Origin of the sequence: Urbifossiella limnaea (assembly GCF_007747215.1) — a bacterium.
Lineage (GTDB): Bacteria > Planctomycetota > Planctomycetia > Gemmatales > Gemmataceae > Urbifossiella > Urbifossiella limnaea.
In genome coordinates this window covers 6,150,184-6,163,546 of the sequence record NZ_CP036273.1, presented here as the reverse complement: position 1 = coordinate 6,163,546, position 13,363 = coordinate 6,150,184, and the positions used below count along the sequence as shown (strand labels likewise).

The 13,363-nt window shown below is 74.3% G+C and carries 7 protein-coding genes; 3 read left to right on the top strand and 4 right to left on the bottom strand.

Features of this window, described 5'->3' with window-relative positions; genetic code table 11:
- Window positions 1-6: 6 nt before the first annotated feature.
- From ETAA1_RS25095 to ETAA1_RS25085, 3 genes are read right to left on the bottom strand one after another with little or no spacing between them, the layout of a single operon-like run.
- Window positions 7-1,668, bottom strand: coding sequence for a leucine-rich repeat domain-containing protein (locus tag ETAA1_RS25095; RefSeq protein WP_145243232.1), 1,662 nt, complete (start codon window positions 1,666-1,668; stop codon window positions 7-9).
- A 55-nt stretch (window positions 1,669-1,723) separates the two neighbouring features.
- Complete coding sequence (gene dapB, locus ETAA1_RS25090) at window positions 1,724-2,515, bottom strand: 4-hydroxy-tetrahydrodipicolinate reductase (RefSeq protein WP_145243231.1); 792 nt, start codon at window positions 2,513-2,515, stop codon at window positions 1,724-1,726.
- A gap of 31 nt (window positions 2,516-2,546) precedes the next feature.
- On the bottom strand, window positions 2,547-3,761 hold the full coding sequence (locus ETAA1_RS25085) for a cofactor-independent phosphoglycerate mutase (RefSeq protein WP_202920391.1): 1,215 nt from the start codon (window positions 3,759-3,761) through the stop codon (window positions 2,547-2,549).
- 129 nt (window positions 3,762-3,890) lie between these two features.
- On the opposite strand from ETAA1_RS25085, the gene ETAA1_RS25080 reads away from it, so the two are divergent.
- Window positions 3,891-5,765, top strand: coding sequence for a sigma-70 family RNA polymerase sigma factor (locus tag ETAA1_RS25080; RefSeq protein ID WP_145243230.1), 1,875 nt, complete (start codon window positions 3,891-3,893; stop codon window positions 5,763-5,765).
- 2 nt (window positions 5,766-5,767) lie between these two features.
- On the opposite strand, the gene glnE is transcribed toward ETAA1_RS25080, so the two are convergent.
- On the bottom strand, window positions 5,768-8,953 hold the full coding sequence (gene glnE, locus ETAA1_RS25075; protein WP_145243229.1) for a bifunctional [glutamate--ammonia ligase]-adenylyl-L-tyrosine phosphorylase/[glutamate--ammonia-ligase] adenylyltransferase: 3,186 nt from the start codon (window positions 8,951-8,953) through the stop codon (window positions 5,768-5,770).
- 73 nt (window positions 8,954-9,026) lie between these two features.
- Between glnE and ETAA1_RS25070 the strand changes: the two genes are divergently transcribed.
- Both ETAA1_RS25070 and ETAA1_RS25065 read left to right on the top strand, forming a co-directional pair.
- Complete coding sequence (locus ETAA1_RS25070) at window positions 9,027-9,215, top strand: hypothetical protein (protein WP_145243228.1); 189 nt, start codon at window positions 9,027-9,029, stop codon at window positions 9,213-9,215.
- Window positions 9,216-9,357: 142 nt separating this feature from the next.
- Window positions 9,358-13,323, top strand: coding sequence for a protein kinase domain-containing protein (locus ETAA1_RS25065; protein ID WP_145243227.1), 3,966 nt, complete (start codon window positions 9,358-9,360; stop codon window positions 13,321-13,323).
- Window positions 13,324-13,363: the final 40 nt, after the last annotated feature.

Below are 13,363 nucleotides of genomic sequence, written 5' to 3'. Positions count from 1 at the left end.
CGGCGGTCAGGGGCGGCCGGGACTGGTTGTCGGGCGGGCCGGGGTCGTCGGGCGCACGTTGCGTGGCTGCACCGCCGGTGCGGGCGGTGGCGCGGCCTTCGTCGTCGCCCCCGAGGCGGGCGCCGGGCTGGTGCGGGGGCGGGTGACCGGCGTGCGCATCGCCTTCTCGGCCGCGGCGGCGGCGGCCGCCGCCGCCTTGACCTCCGGGTATTCGAGCCACACGACCGACCCCGGAGTCCCCCGCTCCACGACGCCCTTCCCGGCGGCGGTGACGCCCGACTTCACGGCGTGAATGTCGCGGATCGCGGGCGTGCGTGCGAACGGCCGGAGGCCGGAGTCGTCGGCGGGCGTGTCGTTGACGTCGAGAAAGGCCAGCGCCGGGGCGGCCTTGGCGATCGCCCCGAGGCCGTCGGCGGTGACCGGCGCGCCCGCCAGGTGCAGGTACTGCAACTTCGGGAGCGCGCCGCCGGCGAACCCGGCGCCGGTCACGGCGGAGCCGGTAAGCTTCAACTCGCCCAGCACCGGGAGTCTCGCCAGCGCCGCCGCGCCGTCGTCCGTGACCCGGGTGTAGTCCAGGTCGAGGTGCGTCATCACGACCCAGCTCGCCGCCTCGGGGACGCCGGCGAGGGTGACCGGGTGGCCGCTCAGGCTGAGCTCCTTCAGCCCGACGATGTTGGTCAGGTGTTTCACCCCGGCGTCGGTGATCTTCCCGCGGTCGACGACGGCGCCCCGCGCTTGCGCCCCGCCGAACCGGCCGCGGGAGTTCCAGCGGTAGGCGGCGGTGTAGGCCGGGCGGGCGTAGTACGGGTAGTTGCCGAGGTCCAACTTCGTGAGCCGGGTGAACCCGCCCAGGTGCTTCGCCCCGACGTCGCCGACGGCCACTTCCCCGACGGTAATCACCTCGAGGTTGGCGGCGCCGGCGAAGTGGGCGAGCGCGGCGCCGGTGAGCCCCGAGCCGCCGAACAGGTGTAACTCCTGGAGGCGGGTGGCGCCGGCGAACGGGGCCAGGTCGGCGTCCGACGCCGCGGCGGGGACGTGGGCGGACAGGTACGCCAGGTCGGTCAGCCGGGCGAGCGGGGCCAGGCTCCCGGCGGGCAGGTCGATCTCCAGGTGCGTGAGGCCGGTACACGCGCCGAGCATCTTCAGGTCGGCGGCAGTGAGGCGCGGCGACTGGTTCACGACGGCCCGACCGCCCCAGCGGCCGAAGCGCCGCCACTCGTCGTGCTGGTGCAGCACGAGGTACTGCAACTCGGGCAACTCGGCGAGCCGGCCGAACGTCTCGCCGGTCACCTCCAGGTTGTCCAGGTATAGCGCCTCCAGTTTCGGGAGCGCCGTGAGGTGCGCGGTGCCGGCGTCGGTGACCTTGGTGCTGCCGATGTCGAGGCCGGTGAGCGCCGGCAGGTTGGCGAGGTGCGGCACCGCCTTGGCCAGGTCGGCGTCGGTGGTGTTGGCCGGAAACGTCACCAGCCGGACGTGCCCGAACCAGACGTCCTTGTTGTCCTTCTCCATCCCGAACCGGCAGCCGGTTTTCTGCAGTGCGTAGAACGCCGCCTGGGCCTTCTGCACGTTGTACTTCGGCGTGGGCGCCTTTTTCACCTGACCGGCGGCCGGCACGGCGGAAGCGGCCAGGGCGAACAGACCTGCGAGCAGGGCGACGCGGGCGAGCATCGGGCGAGTCTCCCGGGGGCGATCGCACCAGCGTACCCGAATGGCGGTGCGGTGTCTACAGCCCGAGCACGTCGGCCATCGAGTACCGGCCGGCCGTCTTCGTCGCCAGGAACGCCGCCGCCAGCAGCGCCCCGCGGGCGTAGCTGTCGCGGCTGTGCCCCTTGTGCACCAACTCCAGCGTCTCGCCGAGCGTGCTGAACACGATCGTGTGCTCGCCGACGTTGTCGCCGGCGCGGACCGCGTGTACCCCGATCTCGTCGGCCTGCCGCTCGCCGACGATCCCCTCGCGGCCGTGGACGAACCGGCCGCCCTGCACCTCGCGGATGACCTCGGCGAAGTGCATCGCGGTGCCGCTCGGCGAGTCCTTCTTGAACCGGTGGTGTCGCTCGATGATCTCGGCATCGAACCCCTTCCCGTTCAGCGCCTCGGCCGTCAGCCGCACCAGCTTAAACAGCAGGTTCACGACCAGGCTCATGTTCGGGGCGAACAGGATGGCCGTTTCGTGCGCCGCGGCCTCGATCTCGGCCTTCTGCGCGTCGGTGTGGCCGGTGGTGGACACGACCAGCGGGATGCGGCGCGCCACGCACACCGGCAGCACCGCCATCGTTCCCGCGGGGGCGGAGAAGTCGATGACGCACGCCGGCCGCGGTTCGAGCGGCAGCTCGCTGGTGATCGGCACGCCGATGCGGCCGACGCCCGCGACCTCGCCGGCGTCGCGGCCGAGGGCAGGTGAGCCGGGCGCGTCGAGAGCGGCGACGACCTTCAGGGATGCGTCCTCGTTGGCAAGGGCGACGAGCCGCTGCCCCATCCGCCCGCCGGCGCCGTTGATGGCGATCGTGGTCTTCACGCGCGAATCCCCGTGTGCTCAGAGTGCTGGTCTAGCGGCCCAAAAACCACCGCATCAGGTGCCAGCCCGGGTCGAACGCCAGCGCCGCCGCGGCGGCCGTCGGCTCGTCGTAACTCGCCTGCCCCGCCGCGGCGACGCCCGCTCCCGCCACCGCGAACGGCACCGCCCCGTGGGCGTGCGCCCGGGTGCGGATCGTCGTGCGGTGGTCCGGCGACACCAGGATGCGCCAGTCGCCGAACCCCGGCAGCGCGTCCAGCAGCGGGCCGACGATGTCGGCGTCGATCCGCTCCAGCGCCTTCACCTTCTCGTCGGCGCGGCCCTCGTGGCTGGCCTCGTCCGGCGCCTCGACGTGGACGCACACCAGGTCGAACGCCCCCAGCGCCTCCACCCCGTAGCGGCCCTTCGCGGCGTAGTCCGTGTCCAGATACCCGGTCGCCCCGGGCACGTCGATGCGGTGCCAGCCGAGGAGCACGCCGACGCCGCGGACCAGATCGACGGCCGAGATGATCGCCCCGCGCGGGCCGTAGCTCTCCTCGAACGGCGTGATCCGCGGCGCCTTCCCCTGGCCCCACAGCCACACCTGCGTGGCCGACTTCTCCCCCGCGGCGACGCGCTTCGCGTTCACCGGGTGCGCCGCCAGGATCGGCTTGCTCAGCTCCATCAGCTCGCGGAATACCTCGCCGCCCGGCCCGCTCGGCAGGTAGTCGGCGACCGGCCGGTCGGGGATGTCGTGCGGGGGCTGACACTTGGTGTGCTTGAACGGTTCGCTGTCCGTCCTGCCGCGCCACACGAGGATATTGCGGTACTGCACGCCGGGATGGAACTCGATGACGCCGCCGAGCACCTCGCGGCCGCCGAGCTGCTTCTGCAACTCGCGGATCAGCGGGCCGCCGTCCTCGCTGCTGATGTGGCCGGCGGTGAAGTCCCGCATGTGGCCGTCGGGCGTGTGGACGAGGTTGCAGCGGATGGCGTAGTCGTTCGGGCCGAGGTGGATGCCCATCGCGGCGGTTTCGAGCGGGGCGCGGCCGGTGTACACGGCCAGCGGGTCGTACCCGAACAGCGACAGCGTGGCGACGTCCGACGCGGGCGTCAGCGTCGGCGGCACGTTGTTGGCGCGGCCGACGACGCCGGTGCGGGCGATGCGGTCCATGTTCGGGAGGCGGGCCGCTTGCAGGGGCGTTTTGCCGCCGAGGGCGTCGAGCGGCTCGTCGGCGCAGCCGTCGGGGATGACGATGGCGTACTTCATGCCGGGGATTGTACCGCCGCGCCCCGCGGGCGGCGGGGTTCGGGTACACTCAACGTCCGGATTCCGGAAAAATCGCGGACCGCCCGGCGGACGCCGCGGCACAGTACGGCGACAGCAGCGGAGGGGGCGATGGGTACGGCCCAGCTCGGGGCGGTCCGCCGGGTGTTCGACCGCGTCCGTGACGACGCCGGCGACGACGCGCTCCTCGCCCGCTACCGGGCCGGCCGCGACGACGACGCCTTCGGCGCGATCGTCCGCCGGCACGGGCCGATGGTGCTCGGGGTTTGCCGCCGCGTGCTCCGCGACCCGCACGCCGCCGCCGACGCCTTCCAGGTCACGTTCCTCGTGCTGGCGAAGCACGCCGGCCGGGCGCCGGACCTGCTCGGGGCGTGGCTGTACGGCGTCGCCGTCCGCACCGCGCTGAAGGCGCGCGGCCGCGACCTTCGCCGTCGGGAAGTCGAAGCTGACTACGCCGCGCGGCCGCTCCCGGCGCCGCCCGCTGCCGACACCGAACTGCTCCGCCTCATCGACGCCCAGGTGGCGGAACTGCCGGAGAAGTACCGACTGCCGCTGGTGCTGTGCGGCGTGCAGGGGCTCGGCAAGGCGGAAGCCGCCGACCGCCTCGGCCTCCCGGAAGGCACCGTGTCGAGCCGCCTGGCCCGCGCCCGCGACCTGCTCCGCGGCCGGCTCGAACGGCGCGTCGTCGTCGTCCCCGCGCTGCTGCTCCCGGCCGTCGTCCCGCCCGCGCTGTCGGCCGCAACGATCGATTCTGCCGTCTGGGCCGCGCCGGTGCCGGCCCCGGTCCTCGCCCTATCTCAGGAGGTTCTCGCCGCCATGTCCGCACCCGCCTGGAAGCTCCCCGCCGCCGTCGTGGCCGCGTTCGCCGTGTCCGCCGGGGCCGTCGGCCTGACCGGCGCCCAGCCGCCCAACCCCGCCGACAAGGCGCCTGCCGCCAAGCAGAAGGACAAGCCCGCCCGCCCGGCCGGCGCCCGCGTCGCCGGCACGCTCGGGGCCGTCGACGCCGGGGCCGGCACCATCACGCTGGCGCGGAAGAACGAGGCCGACCTGATCGTGCCGCTTGCGAAAGACGTGGCCGTCACCGCCGACGGCAAGGCGGCGCGGCTCGGCGACCTGAAGGCGGGGGCGACCGTCGAGGTGGAGCGGGCGTCCGAGAAGGGGCCGGCGACGAGGATCGCCGCGACCGGCCGCCGCGTCACCAGCCTGCTCGTCGGCGTCGGTGACAACACGCTGTCACTGAAGGCGAAGCCGAACGACCAGGAGTACACCCTGGCCGCCGGCGCGAAGGTGACCCGCGACGGCAAGGACGTGAGGCTGAAGGAGTTGCCCGTCGGCGAGCCGGTGACGGTGCAGCTGAGCGTGGACGGCACCGCCGTGCTGGGCGTGAGCCACGGCGCGGCGAAGCGGAAGCCCGACGGCGGCGAGGCGGACGAGGCCGAGTTCGTCGCCGCGCAGGACGGCGAGAAGCGGCCGGCCCGGGTGGCCCGCCAGACCGGTACGGTCGGGGCGGTGGACGCGGCGGCCGGCACGATCACCCTCGTCCGCAAGGGCGACGGCGGCGAGCGCCGCGACACCATCCCGGTGGCGAAGGACGCGACGATCATCGTGGACGGCAAGGCGGCGAAGCTCGCGGACGTGATGGTGAAGGCGAGTGCCGACGTCGAGCTCCCCGGGGAGCGCCAGCCGGCGACGAAGGTGACCGTCAGCGGCGAGAAGGTGCCGGGGGTGCTGATGGCGTTCGACAAGGACTCGGTGACCGTCGGGTTCCGCAGGGACGGGCGGGCGCTGGCGGAGCGGAAGCTCGCCCTCGCCCCGGCCGCGAAGGTGACGCTCGACGGCAAGGACGCGAAACTGTTCGACCTCCAGACCGGCGACCGGGTGATCGTGACGCTGACCAGCGACGGCACTGCCGCGCTGACGATCGTGGCCGGGGTGCCGAAGCGCGACGGCGACCGCCAGCGTCCGCCGGAGGTGGAGCGGAAGTAAGGTCAGCCGCGCTCCCGCCCCGTCGCCGCGGTGTAGACTTTGCGAATCTCGCCCGTCACGCGGCGGTGCTCCGCCAGGAACGCCGCCGCCGACTCGAACCCCAGTCGCCGCGCCAGCTTTGCCAGGTCGTCGGCGGTGTCCGGCAGTTCGGTCAAGGGGCGGTTGGTCACCACCCGCAGCCGGGCCTCCACCAGCCGCAAGAACGAGTAGCCCGCCCGCAGCGCCGACGCCTCCGCCGCCGGCAGCAGCCGCGCCGCCTCCAGCGCGTCCAGCGCCGCCCACACGTTCGGCACCAGCACCGCCGGCCGCGCCGCCCCGTGCTTCAGTTGCAGCAGCTGAACCAGGAATTCCACGTCATTCAGCCCGCCGGGGCCGCGCTTCAGGTTCCGCGCCGTCGTCCCCGCCTCCAGCTTCTCGCGCATCCGCCGCACCTCGTCGGCCGCGGCCGGCGTCCACGGCGCGCCCGCCGCCGCGGCGCGGACGCGCGCCATCACCCGGTCGCCGAACGCGGCGTCGCCGCGGACCACGCGGGCGCGGGTGAGCGCCTGCCGCTCCCACAGCTGCGCCCCGCCGCCGGCGTAGTAGCGGTCGAGCTCGCACAGCGGCAGCACCAGCGTGCCCGACTTCCCGGTCGGCCGCAGCCGCATGTCCACGGCGTACAGCCGGCCCATCGGCCCGTGCGTGCTCGCCGCCTTGATGAGCCGCTGCGCCAGCTCGGTGAAGTACGGCCCCGCCGCGGCCGCCGCCTCGCGGCTGTCGGCCTCGTACACGAGGAGCAAGTCCAGGTCGCTGTGATAACTGATCTCGCGGCCGCCGAGCTTGCCCAGACCCAGGAGGCTGTAGCAGGCCGCACACCCGCCCTTCGCCGCCAGGTCGGCTTCCACCAGCTCGCACATCTGGTTCAGCAGCGTGTCGGCCAGGTCGGACAGCGCCGCGGTGGTGTCGCGGATCGCGGCCATGCCCAGCAGGTCGGCGACGCCGATGCGGAGCAGCTCCTTGTCCTGGAAGCTGTGCAGGATGGGATCGGGGTCGCTCGCGCCGCGGCACAACTCGGCCAGCTCGGCCCGCAACTCGTCGGCCGTCCGCGGCTGGTTCAGCACCAGCGAGTCGAGCAGCTCGTCGGCCATGCCGGGGTTGTTGATCAGGATGCCCGACAGGAACGGGCTGCCGGCGCACAGGTCCACGTACAACCGCAGCGTCGCCGGGTTGGCGCTGAACAGCTCCCACAGCACCGCCTTCGCGCCGAGCGACGCGCTCACGCGCTCCAGTTGCGTCAGCGCCTCGTCGGGGTCGGGCGTGTCGGCCACGGCCTGCAACAGCCGCGGGGCGATCGACGCGAGGAAGTGGCGGCAGCGGCGGTCGGACAGGAACGGCACCGACTCGCGGGCCAGGCCGAGCAGGTTGTGGTACGCCTTCGGCACGTCGCGGAACGGGTAGCGGCCGAGCACGGCGCGCACGGTGGCGTCGTCCGGGTCGGGGTCGAGGATCAGGTCCGTCTCGGGTTCGTCGCCCTCCCCGGCGTCGGGGAACGATTGGTGGAGCAGGTGGTTGAGGACGGCCCGGTCCACCTCCGTCTTGTCGTGCAGGTCCTTGAGGAACTGGTCGAGCGGGTCCACGAGCAGGTGGCGGACGCCCGGCGGGGCGGGGAGCTCGTCGAGGGGGCTTCGCCTCTGAGGAGACCGGAGGCGGGAGACAGGAGACTGGTCCGCCCCACCGTCGTCTTCCGTCTCCTGCCTCTTGCCTCCTGCCTCTTCGCGCTCGGTATACCCCATCCGCCGGGCCAGGGTGCGTAGCTCGTCGTCGCTCGTGGGGAGTTTGTGCGTCTGCAGGTCGAACAGGAGTTGCAGCCGGTGCTCGGTCTTGCGGAGGAAGCGGTACGCGTCGGCGAGCGTGTACGTCTCGTGCGGGGTGAGGCAGCCGGCGATCTCGAGCGCCTCCAGCGCCAGCAGCGTGTTCCGCTGGCGGACCGCGGGCAGGTCGCCGCCGTTGAGCAACTGCAGGAACTGCACCGTGTACTCGATGTCGCGGATGCCGCCGCGGCCGGTCTTCACGTCGGCCGGCGTCGTCCACCGGCTCGCCGCCTCGCCCTCGCCGCCCGACCCGCCCTTCGGCCGGCCCGCCTGCCGCTCCATCTGCCGCTTCAGCGCCTTCACCTCGTTGATCTCGGCGAAGCTGAAGTACTTCCGGTACACGAACGGCTCCACCGCCGCGAGGAACTCGCGGCCGAGGTCGATGTCGCCGGCGACCGGGCGGAGCTTGATGAGCGCCTGCCGCTCCCACGTGCGGCCGCGGGTGTCGTAGTAGCTGAGGGTGCCGGCGAGCGACCGCGCGAGTGGCCCGCGGGCGCCCTCCGGCCGCAGCCGCAGGTCCACGCGGTACGCGAACCCGCGGTCCGTGACGGCCGACAGGAGCCGCACCACCTCCTGCACCACGCGGGCGTAGAACTCCGCCGTGGGGATCGTCGTCCGCCGGCCGGTCGTCTCGCCCTCGGCGTCGTACACGACCATCAGGTCCACGTCGCTGCTGTAGTTCAACTCGTCGCCGCCGAGCTTGCCGAAGCCCAGCACCGCGGCGCGGGACGGGCCGCCGCCCGCCGCCGCGGGCGAGCCGAACCGGTGCGTCACGAGCCGGGTGGCGTGCGCGAGCGCGACCTCGACCGAGGCGTCGGCCAGGCGGGCGAGCTCGCGCGTGACCTCTTCGAGCGGCCGGTCGCGGAGGATGTCGTTGACGCCGATGCGGAGGGCGTGGCGGGCGCGGAACCGGCGGAGGGCCCGGAGCACCCCGGGGTCGTCGGCCGCGGCGTCCACGTCGGCCCGCAGCTGGGCGACGAGCTCGGCGGTGGTGGGGTTGCGGCGCGGCGGCGTGCGGACGGATTCGAGGAAGTCGGGGTAGAGGGCGAGGGTGTCGGCGAAGAACTGCGACGCGGCCAGGAGCGTGAGGGCGGCGTCGAGCCCGCGGGCGCGCGATTCGAGGAGGCCGGGGAGGAACGGGCGCGCGGCCGGCTGCGCGAACAGCCGTTCGAGGTTGTTCAGCGCCATGTCCGGGTCGGCGGCGCGGGGCAGCAGCCGGCCGAGGGCGGCGACGAGCTCGGGGGCGGGGCCGACGTGCGCGGCGAGGGCGGCGAGGTTGCGGCGGCCCCGGTCGGCGTCGCGGAGCGCCTTCAGCACGGGTTCGTCGGGGGTGGCCATGCCGGCATCTTACCGCGCGAACCCGGGCGGAAGCGGCACGCCGGATGCTCCCGACACCCGTAGGAGGTGCACCATGACCGAACCCAACCCGCGCGACCAACTGCTGACCCGTCCGGCGGCCGAACCGCTGCCGACGCCCCTGGACCCGAGCGGCCCCGCGGCCCGCGGCCTTCCGGCCGACCCGAAGCCGGTCCCGGAGCGCGGCCAGGGCGACCCCGACGAGCGGAACCCGGCCCCGTCGGACGTCGACCGCTCCGCGTGAGCGAAGCCGCGTTCGACGGACGCCGCCGTGCCCTCGGACGAACGCGGCGGCCGGTCGGATTCGCGGAATAGTCTTGGAACCACGGCGGCCGGCGACTAGGCTCAACGCATCGACCGGATGCCCTCCAACAGTTGCTGCCCCCGTGGTCCCGCCGCCCCCGATCCACCCGCCCCCGGCCGCCGACAACCAGACCCCCGTCAATTCCCTGACCGGCGCGCCGGAGGGCGCCGCGGGGGCCACCCTCGACTACACCGGCAGCGAGTCGGCGCCCCGATCCCCCGACCTCGCCGACGACCTGGACGCCGCCTTCGGCGACCGCTTCTCGCTGGAGAAGGCGCTGGGGCAGGGCGGGTTCGGCACGGTGTATGACGCGTTCGACCGCCGCCTGAGTCGCCGCGTCGCCATCAAGGCCACCCGCACGCGCTCCGGCAACCCCGACCAGCTGCTGCGCGAGGCCCGTGCCCTCGCCCAACTGCGGCACCCCGGCATCGTCGCGGTGTACGACGTGGCCGTGGCCGGCGGGCACTGCTTCGTCGTGTCCGAGTTGCTGCCCGGCCCGAGCCTCGCCGAGTGGGCACGAACCACTCCGCCGACGCCGGTCGAAGCCGCGCGCGTCACCGCCGAGGTGGCCGACGCCCTCGCCCACGCCCACGCCCGCAGCATCGTCCACCGCGACCTGAAGCCGTCGAACGTCGTCTTCGGCGACGGCCGCCGGCCGGTGCTGGTCGACTTCGGGCTCGCCCTCTCGGACCAGGACGCGGCGGCGGAGCGCGGCGTGGTGTCGGGCACGCCGGCGTACATGAGCCCGGAGCAGGCCGCCGGCCGCGCCCACCGGCCGGACGGCCGCACCGACGTGTACGGCCTCGCGGCGACGCTGTACAGCGTGTTGTGCGGCCGGGCGCCGTTCCGCGGCGCGACCACCGGCGAGGTTATCCGGCAGGTGCGCGAGGACGACCCGGCGCCGCCGCGGCAGCTGCGGCCGGACCTGCCCGCGGCGCTGGAGGCGGCGTGTCTGAAGGGGCTGGCCAAGCTCCCCGCCGACCGATTCACGACGGCCGCGGACTTCGCCGAGGCGCTCCGCCGGGCCGTCGGCCTGCTCCCATCCCTGGACGCGGCGCCCGCCGCGGCGCCGGTTCGCCCCACGACACCGACGGCGCCGCGCGGCCCGCGCACCGAGCGCCGGCCCGTCACCCTCGTGCAGTTCGCCTGCGAGCCGGCGACCGGTGAGGACGACGACCCGACGGAGGTGCTCGCCGCGTTCCAGGCCGCCTGCGCCGCCGCGACGACCGACCACGGCGGCCTCACGCTCCAGGCCGGCGGCAGCGGGCTACTCGCCGTGTTCGGCTACCCGATCGCCCACGAGGACGCCCCGCGCCAGGCCGTTCGCGCGGCGCTGGCCGCGTGCGCGAAGGCCCCCGGCGCCGCGGCCGCGGTCGGCACCGGTACCGCCGTCGTGACCGAAACGCCGGGCGCGACGCCGACCGTCGTCGGCGACGTGACCTCCGCGGTCGCCGCGGTGACGGCCGCGGGCGCGGCGGGCGTCACGCTCACCGACGGCACGCACCGGCTGACCGCGGACTACTTCGACACCGAGCCCGCGGGCGAGGTGAAGCCGCGCGGCGCGACCGCCGCGGTGCCGGTGTTCCGCGTCACCGCCGAGCGCGACACGCGCTCCCGGGTGGACGCCGCCGACCCGGCCCGGCTGACCCCGCTCGTCGGCCGCGACCGCGAGGTCGAACTCCTCCGCGAGCGGTGGCAGCAGGCGGCCGACGGCGTGCGGAACGTGCTGCTGCTGGTCGCCGACCCCGGCCTCGGCAAGTCGCGGCTCGTGCGCACGCTGAAGGACTTCGCCCTCGGCCGCGGCGACTCGCACGTGGCCGACTCGACACAGGCCGGCGGCCCGGCCGCGGCCGTCGAGTGGTACTGCTCGCCGTACCACGCCGGCAGCCCGTTCTACCCCGTCACCGACTACTTCGACCGCGCCTACGGCCTCGGCCGCGAACCGGACCCGGCCCGCCGCCTCGACCTCCTCGTGTCGCGCCTCCGCGGCGACGGCGTCCACGACGCCGAGGAGTTGGCCCTGTTCGCCGCGATGCTGTCGGTGCCCGCCGGCGCCCGCCTGCCGGCGCTCGCCCTCAGCCCCGACCGCCAGCGCGAGCGCACCCTCGACGCGCTCCTCGGCTGGCTCGCGGCCCGCGCCGAGGCGGCGCCGGTGCTGTTCGTCGTCGAAGACCTGCACTGGATCGACCCGTCCACCGAGGCGCTCCTGGCGCGGTTCGTGGAGGACGGCGGCGAGGCGCGGGTGCTCGGCGTCTTCACCTTCCGCCCCGAGTACGACCCGCCGTGGAAGGGGAAGGCCGTTCAGACGCAGGTGGCGCTCAACCGCCTGACGCGGGCGCAGGTCGGCGAGCTGATCCGCGCCCAGGCCGGTCCCGACGTGCCGGCCGACGTGGTGGAAAAGATCGCCGAGCGCACCGACGGCGTGCCGCTGTTCGTCGAGGAGTTCACGCGGCTCGTCGCCGAGGGTGGGAAGGACGGGCTTCAGGCGGCGATCCCGGCGAGCCTTCAAGACTTGCTGCTGGCGCGGCTCGACCGCATGGCCAGCGACCGGGAGGTGGTGCAACTCGGGGCGACGATCGGCCGCACCTTCGGGTACGACCTGATCCGCGCCGCGACCGACCGCGACGAGGCCGTGTTGCGGGCCGAGCTGCGGAAGCTGGTGGACGCCGGGCTGCTGTTCCCGAAGGGCACGATCCCGCGGGCGACGTACACGTTCAAGCACGCCCTGATCCAGGACGCGGCGTACCAGTCCCTCGTGAAGAAGACGCGGCAGCAGCTCCACCGGCGCGTCGCGGGGGCGCTCGAGGCGTCGTTCCCCGAGGTGGTCGGGACGCAGCCGGAACTGCTGGCGCACCACTTGTCGGAAGCCGGCGAGACGGCGCGGTCGGTCGGGTACTGGCGGACGGCCGGCGAGCGCGCGCGGGGGCGGTCGGCGTACCCGGAAGCGATCCGGCATTTGAGCCGTGGGTTGGCGCTCCTGGCGACGCGGCCCGAGGGCGCGGAGCGCGACGGCGAGGAGTTGCAGTTCCGGCTGCCGTTGGCGGCGAGCTTCCTCGCGGTGCGCGGGTACGCGGCCCCGGAGGTGGAGGAGCAGATCGCCCGCGCCCGCGCCCTGTGCGAGCGGCTCGGCCCGACGTCGCCGCTGTTCCACGTCCTGATGATCTCGTGGGCCGTCCGCTTCATCCGCGGCCAGTCCGACGCGGCGGTGGCGGCGAGCCAGGAGATTCTGGCCCTGGCCGCGGACCGCGACGACAGCTTCAAGACCGAGGCGCACTGGGCGCGCGGCTCGTGCGAGTGGTGGGCGGGGAACTTCGAGCGGTCGCTGCACCTGTCCACGCGCGGCGTCGGCCTTTACCAGATCGAGCCGAGCCGGCCGCACGCCGCGGCGCACGGGCAGAACTGCGGCCCGCTGATGACGTGCTACGTGGCGTGGGGGCACCTGGTGCTCGGCCGGCCGGACGAGGGGCGCCGCTGGCTGCAACGGGCGCTCGACCTCGCCGACGAGCTCAACGACAAGTTCCTGCGGACGGCGACGCGCTGGCACGTGGCGTTCTTCTACGCCCTCGGCGGCTGGACGGCGGAGAGCCGGGCGCTATGTGAAGAGGTACTCGCGGTCTCGACCGAGGAGTCGTACGCCTTCTGGGTGGCGCTCGGGCTCGGCGTCCGCGGGATGCTGTTGGCGCAGGAGGGGAAGCCGGCCGAGGCGGTGCCGTGCCTCCGCGACGCCGTCGCCGGGTGCGACGCCATCGGATCGGGGATTCTCCACACGTGCTTCCTCGGCGAGCTGGCCGAGGCGCTGTGGCGCGCGGGAAGCCGCGACGAGGCGCGGGCGGCGCTGGCGCGCGGCCGCGAGCACAACGACCGCCTCGGCCAGCGGGCGTTCGAGAGCGAACTGCTGCGGCGCGAGGCCCTCTTTCTCGCCGACGAGGGGGACACGGCCGGCGCCGCCGCGGGGCTGGAGGCGGCGCGGGCGGTCGCGGCGGCGCAGGGGGCCACGCTGTTCGAGCGGCGCGCGGCGCTGGCGCTGGAGCGGTTGAGAAGCACCTGAGTGCCGCCGGTTGCGGCGAAGCCCCGAGCAACGATCACAC

Bases quoted from the DNA above. Each gene is read 5' to 3' on its own strand.
- ETAA1_RS25095 (WP_145243232.1), bottom strand. From the start codon at position 1,668: ATGCTCGCCCGCGTCGCCCTGCTCGCAGGTCTGTTCGCCCTGGCCGCT.
- ETAA1_RS25085 (WP_202920391.1), bottom strand. From the start codon at position 3,761: ATGAAGTACGCCATCGTCATCCCCGACGGCTGCGCCGACGAGCCGCTC.
- ETAA1_RS25080 (WP_145243230.1), top strand. From the start codon at position 3,891: ATGGGTACGGCCCAGCTCGGGGCGGTCCGCCGGGTGTTCGACCGCGTC.
- glnE (WP_145243229.1), bottom strand. From the start codon at position 8,953: ATGGCCACCCCCGACGAACCCGTGCTGAAGGCGCTCCGCGACGCCGAC.
- ETAA1_RS25070 (WP_145243228.1), top strand. From the start codon at position 9,027: ATGACCGAACCCAACCCGCGCGACCAACTGCTGACCCGTCCGGCGGCC.